At 40.1% G+C, this 22,265-nt stretch carries 20 protein-coding genes and 3 riboswitches; of the genes, 1 reads left to right on the plus strand and 19 read right to left on the minus strand.

What is annotated here, in order from left to right; genetic code table 11:
* Nucleotides 1-25: 25 nt before the first annotated feature.
* The 14 genes from lpdA to QFZ28_RS17040 all read right to left on the minus strand — a co-directional run bounded on the left by lpdA (nucleotide 26) and on the right by QFZ28_RS17040 (nucleotide 15,027).
* Nucleotides 26-1,426: a dihydrolipoyl dehydrogenase gene (lpdA, locus tag QFZ28_RS16975; RefSeq protein WP_307195732.1), complete on the minus strand. Its 1,401-nt coding sequence runs from the start codon at nucleotides 1,424-1,426 to the stop codon at nucleotides 26-28.
* Nucleotides 1,427-1,465: 39 nt separating this feature from the next.
* Nucleotides 1,466-1,771, minus strand: coding sequence for an iron-sulfur cluster biosynthesis family protein (locus tag QFZ28_RS16980; protein WP_307195733.1), 306 nt, complete (start codon nucleotides 1,769-1,771; stop codon nucleotides 1,466-1,468).
* Nucleotides 1,772-1,808: 37 nt separating this feature from the next.
* Nucleotides 1,809-2,687, minus strand: a complete 879-nt coding sequence (lipA, locus tag QFZ28_RS16985; protein ID WP_307195734.1) for a lipoyl synthase — start codon at nucleotides 2,685-2,687, stop codon at nucleotides 1,809-1,811.
* Between the two features lie 108 nt (nucleotides 2,688-2,795).
* The gene (gene gcvPB, locus QFZ28_RS16990; protein WP_307195735.1) at nucleotides 2,796-4,280 is read right to left on the minus strand and encodes an aminomethyl-transferring glycine dehydrogenase subunit GcvPB; all 1,485 of its coding nucleotides are present in this window, start codon (nucleotides 4,278-4,280) and stop codon (nucleotides 2,796-2,798) included.
* Nucleotides 4,273-5,625, minus strand: a complete 1,353-nt coding sequence (gcvPA, locus tag QFZ28_RS16995; protein ID WP_307195736.1) for an aminomethyl-transferring glycine dehydrogenase subunit GcvPA — start codon at nucleotides 5,623-5,625, stop codon at nucleotides 4,273-4,275. The genes gcvPB and gcvPA overlap by 8 nt, the downstream gene beginning before the upstream one ends.
* Before the next feature lies 1 nt (nucleotide 5,626).
* A complete protein-coding gene (gcvH, locus tag QFZ28_RS17000; protein ID WP_307195737.1) occupies nucleotides 5,627-6,022 on the minus strand; it encodes a glycine cleavage system protein GcvH in 396 nt (131 codons plus the stop codon).
* A 58-nt stretch (nucleotides 6,023-6,080) separates the two neighbouring features.
* On the minus strand, nucleotides 6,081-7,193 hold the full coding sequence (gcvT, locus tag QFZ28_RS17005; protein ID WP_307195738.1) for a glycine cleavage system aminomethyltransferase GcvT: 1,113 nt from the start codon (nucleotides 7,191-7,193) through the stop codon (nucleotides 6,081-6,083).
* A 16-nt stretch (nucleotides 7,194-7,209) separates the two neighbouring features.
* Nucleotides 7,210-8,091 (minus strand): L-serine ammonia-lyase, iron-sulfur-dependent, subunit alpha, encoded by an 882-nt coding sequence (gene sdaAA / locus QFZ28_RS17010; RefSeq protein WP_307195739.1) that lies wholly within the window; start codon nucleotides 8,089-8,091, stop codon nucleotides 7,210-7,212.
* On the minus strand, nucleotides 8,088-8,603 hold the full coding sequence (locus QFZ28_RS17015; RefSeq protein WP_307195740.1) for a serine dehydratase beta chain: 516 nt from the start codon (nucleotides 8,601-8,603) through the stop codon (nucleotides 8,088-8,090). The genes sdaAA and QFZ28_RS17015 overlap by 4 nt, the downstream gene beginning before the upstream one ends.
* A gap of 15 nt (nucleotides 8,604-8,618) precedes the next feature.
* Nucleotides 8,619-9,869, minus strand: a complete 1,251-nt coding sequence (glyA, locus tag QFZ28_RS17020) for a serine hydroxymethyltransferase (RefSeq protein ID WP_307195741.1) — start codon at nucleotides 9,867-9,869, stop codon at nucleotides 8,619-8,621.
* Nucleotides 9,870-10,065: 196 nt separating this feature from the next.
* Nucleotides 10,066-10,168, minus strand: a riboswitch (glycine riboswitch).
* A gap of 94 nt (nucleotides 10,169-10,262) precedes the next feature.
* Nucleotides 10,263-11,666 carry an amino acid permease gene (locus QFZ28_RS17025; RefSeq protein WP_307195742.1) on the minus strand — a complete coding sequence of 468 codons (1,404 nt, stop codon included), beginning with the start codon at nucleotides 11,664-11,666 and terminating at the stop codon, nucleotides 10,263-10,265.
* Between the two features lie 251 nt (nucleotides 11,667-11,917).
* Nucleotides 11,918-11,976, minus strand: a riboswitch (glycine riboswitch).
* A 2-nt stretch (nucleotides 11,977-11,978) separates the two neighbouring features.
* Nucleotides 11,979-12,077: riboswitch (glycine riboswitch) on the minus strand.
* A gap of 116 nt (nucleotides 12,078-12,193) precedes the next feature.
* Entirely contained in the window at nucleotides 12,194-13,144 is a 951-nt protein-coding gene (locus tag QFZ28_RS17030; RefSeq protein WP_307195743.1) for an SGNH/GDSL hydrolase family protein, read from the minus strand.
* Nucleotides 13,145-13,378: 234 nt separating this feature from the next.
* Entirely contained in the window at nucleotides 13,379-14,047 is a 669-nt protein-coding gene (locus QFZ28_RS17035; RefSeq protein WP_307195744.1) for a nitroreductase family protein, read from the minus strand.
* Nucleotides 14,048-14,319: 272 nt separating this feature from the next.
* On the minus strand, nucleotides 14,320-15,027 hold the full coding sequence (locus tag QFZ28_RS17040) for a DNA alkylation repair protein (protein ID WP_307195745.1): 708 nt from the start codon (nucleotides 15,025-15,027) through the stop codon (nucleotides 14,320-14,322).
* 301 nt (nucleotides 15,028-15,328) lie between these two features.
* Between QFZ28_RS17040 and QFZ28_RS17045 the strand changes: the two genes are divergently transcribed.
* Complete coding sequence (locus QFZ28_RS17045; protein WP_307195746.1) at nucleotides 15,329-18,361, plus strand: efflux RND transporter permease subunit; 3,033 nt, start codon at nucleotides 15,329-15,331, stop codon at nucleotides 18,359-18,361.
* Between the two features lie 118 nt (nucleotides 18,362-18,479).
* On the opposite strand, the gene QFZ28_RS17050 is transcribed toward QFZ28_RS17045, so the two are convergent.
* From QFZ28_RS17050 to QFZ28_RS17070, 5 genes are read right to left on the minus strand one after another with little or no spacing between them, the layout of a single operon-like run.
* A complete protein-coding gene (locus QFZ28_RS17050; RefSeq protein WP_307195747.1) occupies nucleotides 18,480-19,496 on the minus strand; it encodes a ThiF family adenylyltransferase in 1,017 nt (338 codons plus the stop codon).
* On the minus strand, nucleotides 19,493-20,260 hold the full coding sequence (locus QFZ28_RS17055; RefSeq protein ID WP_307195748.1) for a thiazole synthase: 768 nt from the start codon (nucleotides 20,258-20,260) through the stop codon (nucleotides 19,493-19,495). The genes QFZ28_RS17050 and QFZ28_RS17055 overlap by 4 nt, the downstream gene beginning before the upstream one ends.
* Before the next feature lie 3 nt (nucleotides 20,261-20,263).
* The gene (gene thiS / locus QFZ28_RS17060; RefSeq protein ID WP_307195749.1) at nucleotides 20,264-20,467 is read right to left on the minus strand and encodes a sulfur carrier protein ThiS; all 204 of its coding nucleotides are present in this window, start codon (nucleotides 20,465-20,467) and stop codon (nucleotides 20,264-20,266) included.
* Nucleotides 20,468-20,471: 4 nt separating this feature from the next.
* Nucleotides 20,472-21,590, minus strand: coding sequence for a glycine oxidase ThiO (gene thiO / locus QFZ28_RS17065; RefSeq protein WP_307195750.1), 1,119 nt, complete (start codon nucleotides 21,588-21,590; stop codon nucleotides 20,472-20,474).
* Nucleotides 21,574-22,182, minus strand: coding sequence for a thiamine phosphate synthase (locus tag QFZ28_RS17070; RefSeq protein ID WP_373428083.1), 609 nt, complete (start codon nucleotides 22,180-22,182; stop codon nucleotides 21,574-21,576). The genes thiO and QFZ28_RS17070 overlap by 17 nt, the downstream gene beginning before the upstream one ends.
* Nucleotides 22,183-22,265: the final 83 nt, after the last annotated feature.

Consider the following 22,265-nt stretch of genomic DNA (forward strand, 5'->3'; position numbering starts at 1 on the left):
CTGCCTCCATTGTTAGCGTTATGATTTATGAATGAATTGCCTTTCCATCTACCGCTAGGGCTGCTTCACCAATGGCTTCAGCCAATGTCGGGTGAGGATGGATTGTATGAGCAATATCCATGGCCGTTGCATTTAATACTCGAGCGAGGCCTACTTCTGTAATCATATCCGTTACATGCGGACCTACCATATGCGCTCCTAACAGCTTGTTCGTTCCTTCTTCCACCACTAGTTTGACAAAACCATCTGATTCACCAAAAACTAAAGCCTTACCGATGGCACGGAATGAAAACTTACCAGTTTTTACCTGATATCCTTTTTCCTTTGCTTCCACTTCTGTGAACCCCACACTCGCTACTTCCGGGCTGCTGTATACACATTTAGAAACAAGAGTCGAATCAAGTGATACTGGGTTTTCACCTGCCATATGTTCAATGGCGATTATTCCTTCGTGGGAAGCAACATGGGCAAGCTGCAAGCCGCCAATCACATCACCAATCGCGTATATGTTTGGTTCGTTCGTTTGATAAAACTCATTTGTTTTAATAAAACCACGATCGAAATCAATCGTCGTTTTTTCCAGACCAATGCCTTCTGTATTTGGCAGGCGTCCTACAGATACTAAAAGTTTATCAGCAGAAAACGACGTCTCTTTTCCTTTATGCTCCGCCTTAATTGAAACAACATCACCTTTTTCAAGTGTCTCAGGCAGCACCTTTGCACTCGTAACGATTTTTACACCTTTTTTCTTCATTAAACGCTGGATTTCTTTTGATACATCAAGATCTTCTGTTGGTAAAATTCGATCGGCATACTCAAGTACGGTCACCTGTAATCCGAAGTCCACGAGCATAGACGCCCATTCCATTCCAATCACTCCGCCACCAACAATGATAATTGAATTTGGAAGTGTCTCCATTTTCAATGCTTCATCCGATGTCATCACATAGCTTTCATCTACCTCAAGGCCTGGCAGTGTTCTTGGACGAGAGCCTGTAGCAATTAAAATATTGCGTGGGCTTAAAATGATTTCACCTTCATCATTGTTCAATTCTACTAAAACATCTTTTGACTGCAAGATACTGCCTTTCCCGTCATAAACATCGATCTTTCCTTTTTTCATTAAATGCTGGACACCTTTAAATAGCTGAGCTGTAATTTCTTCTTTCCGAGCCTGTACTTTTGAGAAATCAAGTCCCACTTCTGGAGCAATGACACCATACTTATCTACTTTTTTTGTTTGAGCGTACACTTCTGCGCTTCTTAATAAAGCCTTGCTAGGGATACAACCAGCATGAAGGCATGTTCCACCAAGTTTTCCTTTTTCAATCACTGCCGCCTTTAACCCTAACTGTGAAGCGCGAATGGCAGCAACGTACCCGCCTGTTCCGCCGCCGATAACCACAACATCATATTCTTTTGTCATGTTCCGAGTCCCCTTTATAAAAATATGTATATGTATCTATTAATCTATTTCAATTGCACATGCACTAGAGGCAAAGCTTTCTCCTACTAGAAAACCGTTTTCGTCATTATAATCAATATGTGTTTCTTCATCTAAATAACGTTTTGTAAAACGATCTAGTCGAATCTGAATCCCATCCATCTCAATGGTATAGTCGTTACGTCGTGGTTCATCAAATACAATGGAAAACTTAACAGTCACGCCGCATCCACCAGCCACTTCGGCGTCGATCCGGGGAGTCTGCTCTCCATTGACCACCATTTCCTGTAGCTTATTCTTCGCCGATTCTGTCATTTTTATCATCATAGGACTTCACTCCCCTAATTCGCCTATCTTAATGGGATTACGCATTCGCTTTTGCTGCATTGACCTGCTCATCAGCGTGATAAGAGGAACGAACGAGCGGACCTGCTTCACAGTGGCTAAAGCCTTTTGACATCGCAATGATTTTTAGTTCTTCAAATTCTTGTGGACTCCAATATTTTTCAACTTTTAAATGATGTTTGGTTGGCTGCAAGTATTGACCGATTGTCATAATATCTACATGGTTAGCACGAAGATCATCCATCGTTTCGATAATTTCTTCTTTCGTTTCTCCCAGCCCGATCATAATGCTTGATTTTGTTGGAATTTCAGGATTCATTTGTTTTGCACGTCTTAGAAATTCAAGGGAACGTTCATATGTTGCCCGAGCACGAACTTTGGGTGACAAACGTTTCACTGTCTCAATATTGTGATTTAAAATATCAGGCCGTGCATCCATCAGTGTTTTTAAGTTGTCGTATTCACCCTTCATATCTGACGGGAGGACTTCAATACTGCAAAATGGATTGCGGCGTCTTACTGCCCGTACGGTTTCGGCAAATACTCCTGCCCCGCCATCTTTTAAATCATCACGAGCAACTGCGGTAATGACGACATGCTTTAGTCCCATTTGTTCTACTGATTCCGCTACACGTTCTGGCTCATCCCAATCAAGCTCTGTCGGCAGCCCAGTTTGAACCGCACAGAAACGGCAGGCACGGGTGCATATACTTCCTAAAATCATAAAGGTTGCCGTTTTACGTACAGCCCAGCACTCATGGATGTTAGGACATTTCGCTTCTTCACAGACTGTATGAAGCTTTTTTTCGCGCATCATTTTTTTTAGGCCCGTATACTCTTCATTCGTATTTAATTTTATTTTTAGCCATTCTGGTTTGCGAACATAATCGATTGACATATTTACCACTCCTATGAACTGTCATGAAGCTTAGGCTATTTTGAACCACCAAGAATGATATAGTAAGAACATCTATTCATTCTTGATGGTTCATGTTTAAACATTCAGTTATGACATTACGGTTTCTTTATTTACTGCTTTTTCTTTTGTATAGCGCAAGATTGGTTGTCTAGCAGCCTGTACTTCATCTAACCGGCCAATTACTGTCGTATGTGGTGCGTCTAATACGACACCTGGATTTTCTTCCACTTCTTTTGCAATTTGAATCATGACATCCGCAAAAGCATCTAGTGTTTCTTTTGTCTCTGTTTCTGTTGGTTCAATCATCAAACATTCCTCTACATTTAGCGGGAAGTAGATGGTAGGTGGATGGTAGCCAAAATCTAGCAGGCGTTTGGCCATATCCAGTGTTCTGACACCAAGCTTTTTCTGTCTTGATCCAGATAACACAAATTCATGCTTACAAATTTGCGAATACGGTGCTTCAAAATATGGTTCTAGTTTTTTGCGCAGATAATTGGCATGAAGTACTGCACTTTCCGATACTTGACGTAACCCCTCTGCCCCCATAGTTCGAATATAGGTATACGCTCGTAATAGAATACCAAAGTTTCCATAGTATCCTTTTACACGGCCAATAGAAAGTGGCTGGTTAGAGTCTAGTACATATACTTCATTTACTTTCTCAACACGAGGTACTGGTAAAAACGGAATCAATTTCTCTTTCACACCGACCGGGCCTGCACCTGGGCCGCCCCCGCCATGAGGTGTTGTAAAGGTTTTATGAAGATTTAAATGCACGATGTCAAATCCCATTTGGCCAGGAGTTGTTTTCCCTAAGATGGCATTCGCATTGGCTCCATCATAGTATAGTAAGCCGCCTGCTTCATGAACAACCTTAGCAATCTCTACGATTTCTTTTTCAAATAGACCGAGAGTATTTGGGTTTGTCAGCATTAAAGCTGCTGTATTTTCATCGACATGTTTCTTTAATTCTTCTAAATCGACTAGCCCATGCTCATTGGATGGAATCGTTATCGTATCAAAGCCAGCAACCGTTGCACTTGCAGGGTTTGTTCCATGTGCGGAGTCTGGAACAAGGACTTTGGTTCTTACCTCACCTTTTTGCTTATGATAGGCTTTGACCATCATTAACCCGGTCCATTCTCCTTGAGCACCTGCTGAAGGTTGTAACGTCACGGCATCCATTCCTGTAATGACAGCTAATTCTTCCTGTAATTCATATAAAACTTCTAATGCGCCTTGGACCGTTTCAGTTGGCTGGTAGGGATGAATGCGGCTAAACCCTTCCAAACGTGCTACGTCCTCGTTTATTTTCGGATTATATTTCATCGTACAAGAACCAAGTGGATAGAAACCATTATCAATCCCATGGTTCTTATTCGAAAGCGCGGTGTAATGTCGAACAAGCTGTAACTCTGATACTTCTGGGAGTTCTGCCGGCAGATCACGAATCAAATGCTTCGGTAGTTTATCATTGAGATCAACATGATCAACATCACTCTCTGGAAGACTTGAACCAACACGTCCCTCACGACTAATTTCAAAAATTAGATCATTATATTCAACCATTTACAGCTGCCTCCAATACCTCGATAAATTGGTCAATCTCTTCTTTTGTCCGCTGCTCTGTTACTGCAATAAGCATTTGATCTTCTAAGCCGTAATCATTTCCTAAATCAAACCCGCCGATGATACCAGCTTCAAGGAGTTTTGAATTGACTTCCTTTACTGGACGAGGAAGCTTGACAACAAATTCATTAAAGAATGGAGCTTTATTCATAATAGTAAAGCCTTTTTTATCTAACGATTTTGCCATGTAATCTGCTTTTTCAACGTTTAGCTGCGCCATTTGACGAATTCCTTGCTTTCCAAGTGCACTCATACAAACCGCAGAAGCAAGTGCATTTAATGCTTGGTTTGAACAAATATTAGACGATGCTTTATCTCGGCGAATGTGCTGCTCACGTGCTTGCAGGGTTAATACAAATCCACGTTGTCCTTTTTCGTCACGCGTTTGCCCTACAATTCGTCCAGGGATTTTTCGCATAAATTTCTTACTTACTGAAAAATAACCGCAGTGCGGGCCGCCGAAGGACATCGGGATTCCTAATGGCTGCATATCCCCGATCACAATATCTGCTCCAAGTTTACCGGGAGATTGCAAGAGTGCTAGTGCCAATGGATTGGCGCTTACAATGAAAAGCGCTCCTTTTGAATCAGCGATATTCTTAATTTCTGCTAAATCCTCGATGGAACCGAAAAAGTTTGGGTATTGTACAATAACTGCAGCTGTGTTTTTATCAATTTGTCCTTGAAGCTGCACTAGACTTGTTTCATCATCAGTAAGATTGACGTCCTCAACGTTATAACCTTGGCCATCTGCTACCGTATTTAGGATGGCACGTGATTCAGGATGAACTCCCTTCGACACAAGAACTTTGGAACGTCGTGTCGACGCTACAGCAAGTGATGCAGCTTCTGCAAGTGAAGTAAAGCCGTCATACATGGAAGAATTAGCTACATCCATTCCTGTAAGCTCACAAACCATGGTTTGAAATTCAAAAATCGCTTGTAATTCACCTTGGCTGATTTCCGGTTGGTATGGTGTGTATGCTGTGTAAAATTCGGAACGTGATATCATATGATTGACCACACTTGGTATGTAATGATCATAGGTTCCCGCACCAAGAAACGTCGGGTAATGATTCGCATTTTTATTTTTAGAAGCAAGCTGATTCATTTTTTTCGAAAGAAGTGATTCAGGGACACCAGCTGGGATATTTAGCTCTGATTTCAGCTGGATTTCTTCTGGAATATCTTCAAATAACTCATCTATCGAAGAAATATTTAAAAAAGATAGCATTTCCTCTTGATCTTGTTTCGTATCAGGGAGGTAGCGATAAGTGGAAGTCATTTTATTCCTCTCCTTCATTAATAAATGCTTGGTACGCCTCTTCATTTAAAAGTGATTCCAATTCATCTGGATTCGACATTTCCACTTCTACTAACCATCCTGCTTCATATGGATGTTCATTGATCGTCTCAGGTGCATCTCCTAACTCTTCGTTTACCAGTACAACCGTTCCTGATACAGGAGAATATAGATCTGAAACTGCTTTAACTGATTCGATGGTGCCCATTGATTCATTTGCTGTTACTTCATCATCCAATTCTGGGGTTTCAACGAAGACAATATCTCCTAATTGCTTTTGTGCAAAATCAGAAATTCCAACGCGTACTCGATTTCCGTCTAATTGTAATACCCACTCATGTTCTTTGCTATATAGTAAAGTTGCTGTCGCTTTTGTCATTGTTTCTCTTCCTTCCAATTTTAAATTGATGTGAAATGCAAACTATAAATCTACTTTATTAACCCTTTTTATAAAAAGGTGCCTTAACCACTACGGCTTCAATCAACTTATTTCGAATTTCCACTTTCAATGGTGTCCCCACTTCTGCATGTTGTGCTGCAATGAGTGCAAGACCAATGCTTTTCTTTAAAGATGGTGATTGCGTTCCTGATGTCACTACACCAATAGCCTCTCCATCTTCTGAAACTACTTTATACCCATGACGAGGGATTCCCCGGCCAGTTACTTCAATTCCTACTAATTTTCGCTTTAATCCGGTTTCTTTTTCTGCTAAAAGTGCGTATTTACCGATAAAATCATTCGCTTTGTTCGTTTTTACTGCAAAGCCGATTCCTGCTTCAAGGGGACTTATATCAGGTAATAACTCTTGACCATAGAGCGCAAGACGTGCTTCTAAACGAAGGGTGTCCCGTGCACCGAGTCCACATGGCTTTAAGCCATCATTAGTTCCTGCTTCCAAAAGCTTTTCCCAAAGTGCCTCTGCTTGAGAAGCAGATAAATAAAGTTCAAAACCATCTTCCCCTGTATAACCAGTACGAGATACGAGCACATCAGTAATTCCGTCGAGGTTGACATGTTGAACAAATTTAAAAGAGCCAATTTCAGATAAATCGATTTCTGTTAACTTTTGTAAAACACCTTCAGCCTTGGGACCTTGGATGGCAATCTGAGCAACCTCATTCGAAATATTTTTTAGTGTCACATCACCTTTTACATGCTGCTTCATCCATTCGTAATCTTTCTCAATGTTTGAGGCATTAATAACCAGTAAATATTTTTCCTGATCTAATTTGTACACCAATAAATCATCAACCGTTCCGCCGTCAGGATAGCACATTGCGGTATATTGTGCTTGATTGATGCTAAGCTTTGTTACATCGTTCGTACAAAGGTAGTTGATGTAACTTTCTGCCTCTTTCCCTTCAACAAGTACTTCACCCATATGTGAAACATCAAAGAGGCCTGCTTTTGTACGAACTACCTCATGCTCATCTAAAATGCTAGAAAATTGTACAGGCAGTGCCCAGCCTCCAAAATCAATGACCTTTCCACCATACTTTCCATAAACCTCAAAAAGTGGTGTTTGCTTTAATGCTGCTGCTATCTCCATTTATAGATCCCCCTGCCTAAGATTTCCTACAAAATAATCGTTCTTTTACCTGTTTACCTGTTTCTGTTGTGGCTAGACCTCCAAGTGCTGTCTCCCGAAGTGTCCGAGGCATTTCTTTTCCGACCCTATACATCGCTTCAATTACTTCATCACACGGAATGCGACTTTCAATCCCAGCCAGCGACATATCCGCCGCTGAAAATGCAATGGAGGTTCCAATTACATTCCTCTTAATACATGGCACTTCAACAAGTCCTGCGACTGGATCACAAACTAAACCCAAGAGTGACTTCATGGCAATGGCCGTCGCATTCACTGCTTGCTGCGGCGTGCCCCCTTTTAACTCAACGATGGTTCCTGCGGCCATGGCGGTTGCAGATCCTACCTCTGCTTGACATCCTCCAGCGGCCCCTGATATGAATGAACGGTTCGCAATAACAAACCCGAGCATACTTGCTGTGAATAACCCCATAACTAAATCTTTATAAGGTGTGCCATCATTTTTATGAAGTGAAAACAATACACCAGGCAATATACCGGCTGCCCCAGCAGTTGGCGTAGCGACAATTACCCCCATCCGTGCATTGCTTTCAGAAGTTGCCAATGAAAAGCTCATTGCATTGCTTACATAATTTCCTGACAGCGATTTACCTTCTTGCACGTAATCATACATTTTCACCGCATCCCCGCCAGAAATTCCACTCGGTGCGGTTGAGGCATCGTTGATACCACTATCGACTGCTTCTTTCATCTTGATCAATCGCTCTTCCATCATGCTAATAATGGTTTCTTGGTCTCTTCCTGATTTTTCTGCTTCCATCATCAGCATGATTTCACCAATGGATTTTTGTTCTCTTTCACAAGCTTCAATCAGCTCTTTCATGGACTGAATCTTCATCCTATTGCCTCCATGAGTACTTTCCCTCTTGGTTGATAAGCACTTGCAAGGACTGTAAAGTCATCGCCTGCACTTAAACGAATATCTACCATCTTCTCATTAATCATAAAGATCTTGGATAAGCCGCCGCCAAGTGACGCACCGCCAACCTTTACTACACGATCACCATGTTTCACTGTTACAATTGTTGTATTCGGATGATCATAGTACTTACAGCTATCTTCAAATTCGAATTGGTACTGCATGCCAGCCTCGTTTGCCCACTCCAATGAATGTTTAATACGTGTATCATCGGTGTCCATTCCAAGCAATCCACCCAGTAGTGCTTTATCTGTTCCATGTCCTTGATAGGTTTCAGCAAAGGAATCATAAAAAACAATATTGACCTCTTGAGGACAATCTCCTACCAGTTCATAAATAAATTTCCCGATCGATACGACACCTGCTGTATGTGAACTCGACGGTCCCACCATAATAGGGCCAATAATGTCAAAACAACTCTGAAATTCCATCCTCATGCCCCCTTCTTACACTGTAATTGCCTGTTGAAATAACGGATAGGCACCACAAATTGCTTTAGTAGTTTCTTTTGCTTTTTCAAGAACGGCTTCGTCCCCTTTACTCTTCAGTACAGCTGCGATTACTTCCCCGATTTTCACCATTTCATCCCGCTTCATACCACGTGTCGTTAAAGCGGCAGTTCCCATACGGATACCACTTGTAACAAACGGCTTTTCAGGATCATAAGGAATCGTATTTTTATTGACCGTAATGCCCGCTTCTTCTAATAATTTTTCCGCTGCTTTTCCAGTTAAGTTCCATGGACGCAAATCTAGAAGGACTATATGATTATCTGTTCCACCAGAAACAAGGGCTGCACCATGGTTTTTTAATGTTTCTCCTAAAGCCGCCGCATTTTCAATGACTTGTTTCGCATAATCCTTAAAGCTAGGCTGTAATGCTTCGTTGAATGCAACCGCCTTCGCTGCAATGATATGCATGAGCGGCCCGCCTTGAATTCCTGGGAACACCGATTTATTCATGGCTTTTATGATCTCTTCATCATTCGTTAAAATAATGCCGCCGCGCGGTCCTCGGAGTGTCTTATGCGTAGTGCTTGTTACAACATCTGCATATGGAACCGGTGATGGATGAAGACCAGCTGCAACTAGTCCTGCAATATGTGCCATATCCACCATCAATTTCGCGCCAACTTGATCTGCAATTTGTCTAAACCGTGCAAAATCAATCGTTCTAGGGTAAGCACTGGTACCCGCGATGATTAATTTCGGTTTTTCTTTTTTCGCGATTGCTTCCAGTTCATCGTAATCAATCATTTGAGTATCTTCTCTGACACCGTAGGAAACTACCTCAAACCATTTTCCAGAAACACTAACAGGACTTCCATGTGTTAAGTGTCCGCCATGTGAGAGGTTCATCCCCATCACTTTATCACCAGGTTGAAGCAGAGCGAAAAATACAGCGAAGTTTGCCTGCGCACCTGAGTGAGGCTGAACATTGGCATATTTCGCACCAAACAACTGAGTAAGGCGGTCAATGGCAACTTGTTCTGCGACATCGACAAATTCACATCCACCATAGTAACGCTTCCCTGGATAGCCCTCCGCGTATTTATTCGTCAACACACTTCCCATTGCTTCTAATACATCTTGACTAACAAAATTTTCAGAGGCGATCAGTTCCAACGTTTGAAGCTGACGCTGTTTCTCTTTCTGAATTGCTTCAAAAATAGTGGAATCATTTTGTTGTAAACTCATTCCCGTTTCCCCCTTGATTGTTGGATTAGCTACCTTTATCTCTGATGAAATCAACTTTTTTGCACGCAAAAAAGGACAGAAAAGGGTAGCACTAAGCTTTCTTCTACCCTTCTCTGTCCTTTTACCTGAGAGTTTTAGTTCGATTAAGAACCTTCCCCTTTGGTGGCATATAACGTATATGCGCTCTCCAGAGTTGCGTCCAATTGTGGTTCCATCTACCTGAGAGATTTGTTCCAAGGGTCTTTTTGGAACTTGCTCCTTCGGTGGCGTGTAAACTTGCACTCTCCCACAACCATCTTCCGCTTATTCATTTTTTATTATTTTCAGAATAATAGTAAAAAGAATCTAAGTCAAGCTTTTTTTGAAAGCGGAAACATTATTTTTTAATAAAGATTATATTTTTGAGTTTCCACTTAATTCTGCTACTTGTTGATTCTCCTGATCCGAATACTTCGCTTTCGTTATTACCATTTTATAAATGGCAATCAGCATGATAAACCAAACAGGTGTGACGAACAAGGCGACACGAGTATCTTCCGCAAGTCCAAGTACGACAAGCACGAACGCTAGGAAAGCAAGGATCAAGTAATTTGCAAATGGGTAAAGCGGCATTTTAAACTTATTCACTTTCGCTAGATCTGGTCTGGTTTTGCGGTATTTCAAATGGCTGATGACAGTAATTCCCCAAATAAAGATGAAACATACTGTAGAAACGCTAGTTATCAGCGTAAATACTCCTTCTGGCATTATATAGTTTAAAACAACGCCAATTAAAACAACAACAGTTGAAAAGAACAATGCATTGGAAGGTACTTTACGGGTAGTAAGGTTAGCAAATGATTTAGGTGCATTTTGATTTTTTGCAAGTGAATATACCATGCGGCTTGTACTGAACATGGCACTGTTACATGCCGAAGCTGCGGATGTTAGAACAACAAAATTGACAATACCGGCAGCTGCTGCGATACCAACGGCCACGAATACTTGGACAAATGGACTTTCCGAAGGTTTGATGGCGTTCCACGGGTAAATACTCATAATGATAATTAGGGCGCCAATGTAGAAAATCAAAACCCGGATAGGAATATTATTGATTGCTTTCGGTATTACTTTTTCTGGGTCTTCAGTTTCACCTGCTGTAAGTCCGACAAGTTCAATGCCAACAAACGCAAAGACTACCATTTGAAAAGAGAGGATGAAACCATTCATGCCATTCGGGAACATACCTTCGTGGCTCCATAGATTCGTGAAACTAGAAGGGCCTGAATCTGTAGAAAAGCCTTTAATAATCATAAAGGTCCCTATTATAATTAGTCCTAGTATCGCGATGACTTTAATTAATGCGAACCAGAATTCCATTTCGCCAAAAAGTTTTACGGTTGCAAGATTCATCATCAGCAAAATAACAAGGGCAATTAATCCTGGCATCCACTGTGGCACATTTGGAAACCAATACTGGGTATAAATTCCAACTGCTGTTAAGTCTGCCATCGCAATCGTAATCCAGCAAAACCAGTAGGTCCATCCTGTAATAAAGGCTGCCATATTACCAAAATAATCTTGTACAAAGTCAACAAAAGAATGGTAGTCCAAATTACTTAAAAGTAGTTCTCCAAGTGCGCGCATGATTAAAAAGCAAATGACCCCTGTAATCAGGTAGGCAAATAAAATGGATGGTCCTGCTAGATGGATTGATTTTCCCGCTCCAAGAAATAATCCTGTTCCGATAGCCCCGCCAATAGCGATAAGTTGAACGTGCCTATTTTTTAAACCACGTGCCAATTTTTGTTCCTGCAAATGAATCCCCTCTTTCTTCTTTTCCAGGATAGGTAATATCCCTATAAAAGTTTAATTTACGATTAGTCAAAACGGCAGAAATAAGCGCTTACATTTTTTAACAGTAAATACCTTACCTGATCCACTTTATTGGAAACCGAAATATATGGACTCCCTAACTATTTGTTTTGTGTTTAATACCCTCCTTTTTCAGTTATTCTCTATTTTTCTCCACAAAAAAAGGCAGAGAAAAATAGGCGTATACCTATTTTTCTCTGTCCTTTTACCTGAGAGTTTAACTCCTTTGGTGGCACATGGCTCTCTCCAGAGACGCGTCCTATTGTGGTCCTTTTACCTGAGAGATTGAGCCCAATTTTGGGACTTGCTCCTTCGGTGCTAAACAATGCGTTTAGTCTCTCCCACAATACTCATCCGCTAGTATGAATATAAATATATACTAGTTTATCAACATCAAGATGTCAAACTAATTTTCAGAATTTAAATACTATTGTAAATTAACAGAAACAGCCAACTAGCTTTTTTCGGGATTATGACGCTACTTCAACTGTGTTAATCTCCGATTTTTCATTAGATTCTTTCAAGTATTCTAAAACTCGCTGGGCCATTAGTTTGTAGCCACTAGTGTTTGGGTGAAATTCATCTTCCGCCAACAAGTCCATGTTAGAATTACTGAATAGGTCTTTTGTAGGAATGTAACTTACATTTTCATACTCTTCTGAAAGTGATTTTCCAGCGTCGTTCCAACTGTCAATGATCATGCCTAATTCTTTTATTTCACCAAAATGCCGTTCAAATGGATTGTAAAAACCTATTAAATAAATTTGGGTACTTGGATTCAAATCCTTTAATTTGTTTACAATGGCCTTTAACCGGTCAATATATTTCACCCTTTCCTCTTGGAAGGGTTCCATCGTAACATTCATAAAATTAGATTTAAACACATTCATAATGTCATTTGCACCAATCGTGATTAGAACAATATCAGCCTCTTTAATGGCGGAAGCGACGTCTTCATTTTCCAGCCTTTTCAATAATTGATCTGTCCGGTTTCCTTTTTTACCAAAGTTTTCTACGGTGATATTTAGGTTATTGTCTTCAAACGTGTGATTCAGAATTCCCACATACCCGCCGTTCTCTGTTTCATCTCCACTACCTTCGGTGAGAGAGTCACCGATAGCCACAATCTTCTGATCTTTCTTAACAAAGTCTAGTGCAACTTCCACTACTTCCCTGACCTTATCCTTAATATTTTCCGTAATTGGCTTATCACTCGCGTCTATTTGTTCTGTTTGTACCTGTTCTTCAGCTTTAGTATCTTCAACCGACTTATCTTCTGTTGTTTGTTCTTTATTGACAGAAGCAATCGCCTTGACACTTTCCACCTTAGTTTGATTACGATCTGGCAGAAGTAAATATAGACAACCACTAAATACTAAGATACCAATTATAATACTCATCAGCGTTTTTTTTCTCTTCAAAATCCATCACACCTATTACTATAGTAAAATTATAATCTCAGAAATAAATATCTTGATAATATATAGTTATTCATTTTATCATGCATGGCAACATTCCGAAAGAAATCTAAGGTAGTTTATTCCTTCCAAATACCCTATAAAATGGATTGTTAAACATACATAACCCCGTTCTAAAAAAGAACGGGGTTCGATTACGTTTATAAAGTTGTATTTAGAAACATCTTTCGTATTGTATTACTCTTCCACTGATGGCATTTCGTTAAAGAATGCAACATCCTCGATTGGAAGGCGTGTCGTAGGATGTCCTGGTTTCGCTGCTTTTCCGATCGCAATAAGCATGACCGGCACAAACCGCTCAGAAATACCGAACGCTTCAACAAACTTCGCCTTATCGTATCCACCCATTGGTACAGTGTCGTACCCTTTGGAACGTGCGACAAGCATAAGCTGCATCGAGATTAGGCCGCCATCCGTAAATACAATTTGGCGAGCCACTTCAGGCGATAAGTTTGAATACATGCCAATTGTCCGTTCAATGAATGATTTAGCCGTATCTGCTGGCATAAAGCCTGCCTCAACAGCCTGTCCATATATTTTATCGGCTTTCTTGTAGCTTTCTACATCGCCAAGTACCGCAATCACGGCTGAAGCTTCGACTACTTGTTGCTGGTTAAATGCGATGGGTAAAAGCTTTTCCTTTAACTCCGGTTTATCAATGACTAGAAAACGCCATGGCTGCAGGTTTGAAGACGAAGGTGCCAACGTTGCCAGCTCAAGTATTTCAGTCATTTCCTCACGTGAAATCTGCACGGCGGGATCGTATGCACGAACAGATCGACGTTCACGAATAACATCTAAGAACATTTGCTGTTCGAGCTTATCTATAGTTTGAGAGTTTGACATTATAATTCCTCCTAGTACAACATGATAGTTTTGTTCAACTCTACTATGAACATTTTAAGAAATTCTTATAAAAAATACAAAAAGATTCTTCTGCCGCTAATCCAAGTACCTTCCTAGGTTACCTTACTCACATTGAAGAAAATTGTCAAAAGAAATGCATTCGTAACACTTTATCGTACCAAAGCATTATCTCCATATAACAAAATAAAAAATGAGTCAAACCATAGCAAGTTCTGGCATGACTCTATCAGGGTATGGTATTTGTACCTTTTCTAACACCTTACATATTTACGTTTGAAACCAAGCTTCCCTCTATCGATTTCCTTTTGAATATTTTCAGAAGCAATCAGAATATTAGTTTTTTTCTTGTCCCGTCTGATTTCGACTGGACCTACACTCTTTGCGATTTCAACTGCCTTTTCATGGAGCGGTAAATATGAAATGGCAACAGTGTAGATAAAATTATTCATTGCAGATTTTGTTCGTTCAGCACATGCGTGAATCGTATTATTCACCTGATTAAGGAAACTGGCTATCTTGTCTGTACTAAATTCACTGTCTGATCGGTTCCCTAAAAGCCAGCAATAACAACTCCACCCTGCAGACATTCTAAGTTCTTCACCGCTCGCAATCCATTTATCAGCAACCATTTGAGCAATATCGGCTTCTGCCAACGTTACGGCCACTACATAATCGGACAGCATATAAAAATACGCCCCATCCATCCAACGCTCAAAATCCGCCTCCGTCATAATCATCGGATCGGCAATAATACCGGCAAAGTACATGGCATCATAATTCCCAGTGGCATAAAGCTGCTCGGCCAAAGGCTGATTTTTCTTAATCTTCTTTGCAAGTGGTTTCATTGCACCTGTAGCCACGCCGAAAAGAGGTTCGTGTGCACCATTGCTTATGTAAGTCTTTTTTATTCGTTCTTTCCCTAGCGCTTCCAGTTCCTGCATTACTATATCAAAATCCATCGTTTTGCACTTCCTTCCTTTATCATCATATCAAAATCGCCGTGTTAGTTGCCACATAGCTAACAGTAAGACTTAAGTCGTAGAAAAAATTCAGTCTCCTCAAAACAAGATAAATATGGGATATTTAGGTAGCAGAATCGATGAAATAGCCAAATAGACCTACCAATGGAGGCGTGGTAATTAAATTTATTAAAAAATTGTTAAACTTTTGAAATTTTATGGTAAATAATGGCTGGTTTTACAAAAATGTGTTAAGATTCATTTTGGACTTTCTATCTATATCAAAAAGGGAGATGTACCTATGTCGATGTTTACGAAATGGGCTTTTCAAAATAAAGCCGCGGTCTCTTTGATAACGATATTTGTGTTACTCGTTGGGGTCGTTAGTTATTTTAGATTACCGATGGAGTTCCTGCCTTCCGCAGACAATCCGCAAGTAACCATTATTACGATGGGGCAAGGAACAGACTCAAAAACAATGGAAAGTGATGTTACTTCTCCTATTGAACGGGCTGTTTCCGGAATTAAAGGGAAAAATTCGATTTATAGCTCAACGGGAGACGGATTTTCCAAAGTAGATTTATTTTTTGAAGCTGGCTCAGACATGAAACAAGCAAAATTAAATGTTCAAGAAGCATTATCAAATGTGGCACTTCCAGCTTACATATCAAAGCCCATCATTTCGCAGCTAAATACCTCCATGATTCCTATCTCCAATATCGCTGTAACCTTTAAAGATGGCCTCACGACTGAAAACCTAGAATTGGTAAAAGAAAAAATTGAACCGTTATATAAAGACATTGACGGTGTTGCTCAAGTTCAAACCTATGGTTTAGTTGACCCTGTTATTTCGGTGAAAATTGATAATCAAAAGCTAGCCCAAAACCAGGTATCCTTGCAAAGTGTGATGGGGATTCTTCAAGGTCAAAACACCGCTATAGCAGTCGGTGAAAAAAATATTGATGGCAAAACCAGTAATATTAAGGTGATTGGTGACTTATCTAGTATCGATACATTGAAAAGCCTCCCTGTCGCACCTAATGTAACCCTTAAAGATATCGCCACGATTAAGGAAACGAATGAAACCAATTTTCTTAATCGCTTCGATGGGAATGAAGCATTAAGCATCAGTATTACAAAGGACAGTCATTCAAACGCTGTAACCATTAGTAAAGAAATTGAAAAAGTAACAAAAGAAATTAACAAAAAATATGATTCACAAGAATCTACCATTTATGTTGCTTCGGCTGATATGGTGGAAACCTCTGTGCAAACGATGATGAAAGAAGTGCTTCTAGGTGCTTTATTTGCAACGATAGTGATAATGATCTTTTTACGCAATATCAGAACAACGTTTATTACGATTGTTTCTATTCCGTTATCACTTTGTTTTACCTTGTTCTTATTGTCACGTTCCGGGGTTACGTTAAATATTTTAACACTTGGCGGTGTTGCCGTTGCGGTTGGACGGCTTGTAGATGACAGTATCGTCGTCATTGAAAATATTTACCGCAAAATGCAAACAGAGAAATTCTCCGTTCAAATGGTAATTGACTCAACGAAACAAGTAGGTGTTGCGATAACCGCCTCCACTTTAACCACGGTCGCGGTTTTCCTGCCAATGAGTTTATTAAACGGCGGACTGCAGGAATTCCTATTACCATTTGCCTTAACGGTTACCTATTCCCTGCTTGCCTCGTTATTGGTTGCCTTAACAGTGGTGCCGTTAATGAGTGCTGGTTTACTGAAAAATACGAAACTTCCAGAACATAAACCAGCGGTACGCTTTCCAAAAGCTGTTCAATGGTCTTTAAATCATAAATGGATTGTATTTACGATTAGCTTCCTATTATTTGCCGGATCGATTGGTGCTTACTTTGCCGTACCGAAGGGTGCCGTTGACAATTCTACTGCCGACTTTGTTACAGCCACCTTGAAATACCCAAATGAAACACCTTTTGAAACGGTCAAAGAAAAGGCTATTGAGCTTGAAAATTCAATAACTGAAATGGATGAGGTTGAATACGTTTTTAACCAAGTCGGTTCTTCGGCGGATAGCGCTCAGTTTGGCCAAATCGGTTCAGCAACCGAAGCGGTCATTAGTATTCTATTAAAAGATAAAGACGATACAGATAAGGTTTTAAAAGAAATTGAAAAGAAAAAGGAAGACTATAAGGATGCTGTATTGGAAGTTGCCACTGCTTCGTTTATGATGGGCGGCTCAGCAACGAACATTACCATCGATGTGGTTGGTGAGGATATCGATCAGCTTGAAAAAACAGCAAACAGTATTAAAGAAACCGTATCTGATATTGACGGTGTTGAAGAAGTTACAACGAATCAAGATGAAAAGAAAACCGTCTACTCTCTCGTCATAGATCCTGCAAAAGGTAATACACAGCAAATCGCTCAGCAGCTTGGGGTAATGCTTAATCAAACACCTCTTGGAACGATCACGGTAAATGAAAAACAAACCATGGTTGTTCTTGAACCTTTACTTGACACAGAATCGCAAGAAGATTTAAAGAACATTCCGATTGTGACAGAAAGCGGAATGGTGCCGGTTACTGAGGTTGCAGCCTTAAAAGTGGCTGAGAGTTCAACTAGCCAATTCCATAAAGATGGAGAAACCTATCTTCGGGTCACAGCAACCGTCGATCCTGCTAAGCTCTCGGAAATCTCGACCAAGATTAACCTAGAATTATTCGGAGATCAAAAAGACAAGGAAGGAATGGACCTTCCTGAGGATGTAGAAGTTCTCATTGGAGGAGCAAGTGCTCAGCAAATGGAGGATTTTACTGATTTATTCTTAACCATGCTTGTTTCCATCGGAATTGTGTTCTTGATCATGGTTATCACGTTTAAGTCGATTAAAGCACCAATCGCGATTTTAACGTCCCTGCCGCTTGCGGCCATCGGTGCTATATTAGGAATCTTGATAAGCCGGATATCCGTTGATATCACCGCATTACTTGGAGCGCTTATGCTGATTGGAATTGTCGTGACCAATGCGATTGTTCTAATTGACCGTGTGAGACAAAATGAAGAAAATATGACGATTCGTGAAGCACTTGTCGAAGCAACGGCTACTAGAATGAGACCGATTTTCATGACCGCCGTTGCAACCATATGTGCGATGATTCCGCTATTGCTTAAGGAACCTCAGTCCGGAAGCTTGGTTTCCCAGAGCTTGGCTGTTGTTGTCATTGGCGGGCTGGCCCTCGCTACCCTCTTGACGCTGATCGTCATCCCATGTGTGTACGAATTATTGTATTTTAAAAAATCAAAGAAACAAAGAATGGCAGAATCAACACAACAGCACATTCAAATGTAAAAAAAGTAGTCACCTTTTCAATAAGGTAAGTATTTTTCAATCTACAAAGCCGAAACCATGCAAGAGATCAATAAAAACTTGCATGGTTTCGGCTTGTTAATTTTAAAAGTAAACAAACCTAATAAAATTGAATGAATCGGTTATAGACAGCTCGTGCTTTTTTCGCTTCATTCGTACCGTGAATAATAGCACGGCCATCCTCAAAGAAAACGATTCGATAATCCTCAAATTTACATGAAAGCAAATATCCATTTAATACAGGATTAGTAACGTGATTATCTAATCTCTCCAACAAGTGAGAGAGGGAATACGTTTTCGGCATCAGCCCTGGACGAAGCTGAACAGCATCTCTTCCACATAATACATCTGTTTTCATCTGGTTTTCAAACTGTAAAAATGGATAGGATGGATGTTCTCCACATGTTGGACAAAGTTTATTTTTTAACTGAGTCACATTGATGTCCGCTTTTTCATTTTTCCAAATATCCATTGATTGAAGCATCGGAGAAAGTGTTTCACCTGAAAGAATCTTTAAAACCTGTGTAACTTGTAATGCCGCAGTAATTTGAACGATTGGACTTATCACGCCAACGGTATCGCATGTCAGCCCATCCATTGGCAGATGATTTAATAAACAGTGTAAACAAGGTGTTTCTCCCGGAATAATCGGATATGTAAGTCCATAGCTTCCAACACATGCTCCAAATAGAAATGGAATTCCATGTTTCACAGCTGCATCATTCACAATTAAACTAGTTTCAAAATTATCTGTAGCGTCCACGATCACAGAATGATCTTTTATCAATTCTTCAATATTCAGTCCGTTAACATCCTCTATGAAACTATTAATAATAATTTCGCTGTTGATTTGTTCGAGTCTTGTTTTGGCAGCAATGGCCTTTGGTAATTGATTTCTTACGTCTACTTCCGTATATAATTGCTGCCTTTGTAAATTTGTCAGATCCACATAATCTCGATCGACGATCGTCAGAACCCCGATCCCAGCTCTTACTAACATTTCAGCACTTGCAGATCCAAGAGCTCCAGCACCAATGATGATTACACTCGCCTCATTTATTGTGGCTTGTGCCTTACTTCCTAAAAATAACTCCTGTCTTGCATACCGATTTGTCAAGATGTCACCATCCCAGTTGTTGGACTGCTCGCTACCGCATACTCCTTTTCCTCTATTCTTCCAGCTTCAAATCCTAATCTCCCTGCTGTTACTGCCAGCTTCATTGCCTGAGCCATTTTAACAGGATCTTTCGCACCTGAAACGGCTGTATTTAGTAACACTCCGTCCGCACCAAGCTCCATCGCAAAGGCTGCATCTTTAGGAGAACCAATACCCGCATCAATAATCACCGGAATCGAAGACTGTTCAATAATAAACTTTAAGTAAAGTGGATTGATAATTCCCTTACCAGAACCAATCGGTGATGCAGCTGGCATAACAGCGTGTACCCCAAGTTCTTCAAGACGTCTTGCTAACACAACATCATCAGATGTATAAGGCAAAACAATAAATCCTTCTTCCAATAACATTTCTGAGGCTTTTAATGTTTCAACAGGATCTGGTAAAAGTGTTCGATCATCTCCAATTACTTCTACTTTAATCATGTCACATAATCCAGAGGCTTTTGCCAGTTTCGCAATCCGTACCGCCTCTTCAGCTGTTTTTGCGCCAGCCGTATTAGGAAGAAGCGTATATTTAGACAAATCTAGTTGTTCAAGAAAATTTGGCTGCTTATCTGAAAAAATATTCATTCTTCTAACAGCAAAGGTTAAAATTTCTGCTTCGGAAACTTCTACCGCCTTTTTTTGAATATCAAATGATGGATATTTACCAGTTCCTAATAAAAGTCTTGATTGAAACGTACGATCGGCTATTTTTAACATGTTTCATCCTCCTCCTACAAAATGAATAATTTCAACGACATCCCCATGTGAGAGACTCATTGTTTTATAGTTTTCTTTCATGACAATTTCCTTGTTGACCTCAACTATGACAATACGGTTTTCTAATTGATAGTGGGAAAGTAATTGTTCCACCGTATTGACTCCCTCTAGAAGGTCAACACTCTTTCCATTTAATGTAATGGACATTTTTTCACCTACTTAACAGCAATGGCTGATGGCGGTCGATTTTAAAGGCCTCCACCCATTCGCTTTTTATTTGTCTTTTAAGTATCAAATCACGAATCATTTGCCCCGTTGCAGGAGCAAGCAGGATTCCATTTCGATAATGCCCAGTAGCAAATAAAATCCCTTCTTCTTCAGGATGGTGCCCAATGAATGGTTTTTGATCAAACGTTTGCGGACGTAATCCAGCCCAAAATGAATCCATTTTCATATTTGCAACAGTCGGAAGCATCGTTTTTGCCTTCGCAATGATAGTCTCAATCCCACTGAGACTAACTCTTTCATTCCAGTCATTCTCAATCATGGTAGCTCCAATCACAAGCCTTCCGTTATTTCTCGGCACAATGTAACAGTGATCATGAAAGATTGTATGCTTTAAAGTTGCATTTTCATCTATTACAGAAAGGCATTCCCCTTTTACAGGAGTGACTTGATGGTCTAACCCAAGCTGTTTAAAAAATGTTGTACTCCAAACCCCGCTGGCAACCACAACATGCTTAGCTTCAACATGACTTGTTGCTGTTTGAATCAAGAAGCTATTATCTTTCTTTTGAATATCTAGTACAGGGGAAAATTCGAAAAGAGAAGCCCCCAGTTTTTGTGCACTTTTGGCAAATGCCTGGCAAACAGCTGTTGGCATAACATTGACATCTTCTTCAATGTAGGCTGCTCCTACTATATCGGAAGAAACATCAGGTTCCATCTCCCATACAGTCTCTTTATCGAGCCATTTTACAGTTGGTTGAGATAAGATAGACCGAAGCCCATTTGTATCAGGTTCATTATAAGCAAGCTTTAAAATCCCCCCTTTTCTGTACCCTATATCGAATCCGCTCAAATGATTTAATTCTTCTTTAAGTTGTGAATAGGCATACTGACTGCTTCTTGCAAAAGGGAAAAATACATCAAAATCCCCGTCACATTCAGAGTGAGCTCCAAGCATACCACCTGCAGCACTTGTCGATTTCGAACCAATTTGATTGCCCTCAAACAATGCTACATTCATCTTTTCCTTTGCTAAATAGTAAGCAATTGAGCAGCCAATAATTCCGCCGCCAATTATGGCTACTTCAAATTTTTGATTCATGATTTATCGCCTCATAATACTGTTTTGTTGAAGAGAATGGTTTTTCTTCGGAAAAAATTCCTGACATCACAGCTATACCATCTGCTTTCACTTGTTGCAAAGTTTCTATATTATTCAAAGTAATACCACCAATAGCGTAAACAGGAATCCTTAACTCCTCTTTCATTTCGTGAATAGGTTGAATTCCATTTGGAGTCTTTCCTTTTTTACTATTCGTCTCAAAGCAATGACCATATAAAACATAGTCCGCGCCGTCTCTTTCCGCTTTCTTTGCTCCCTCATAAGAATGAACAGAGCGTCCAACCCTTATAAGAGGAAAATTTTGTTTAACCATTTTTACAGGAAGACCTTTTTCTGGTAAATGAACACTTTTGATACCCATTAACAAAGCAATATCCAAACGGTCATTTAGGATGATTTTATCTTTTTCAACACCACCTTCCTCCATATATTGGAGCAAGGTGATGATTTCATGAGCTGTTTTTGTTTTTTCGCGTATTTGGACAAAATCAATCTTAGCTTTTATCTCAATGATCTTAGATGCCAGATCACGTACTGATTGCCTATCATCTGTTACAGCCATTAGCTTCACGTTATCTCTCCTTAAATCCAATTAAAAAAACGTCAGACACCTCCTTAAAAAAATCATATAGTATCAATCCTATTGGCATTTTT

Source organism: Neobacillus niacini, assembly GCF_030817695.1.
GTDB classification, from domain to species: Bacteria; Bacillota; Bacilli; order Bacillales; family Cytobacillaceae; genus Neobacillus; species Neobacillus niacini_F.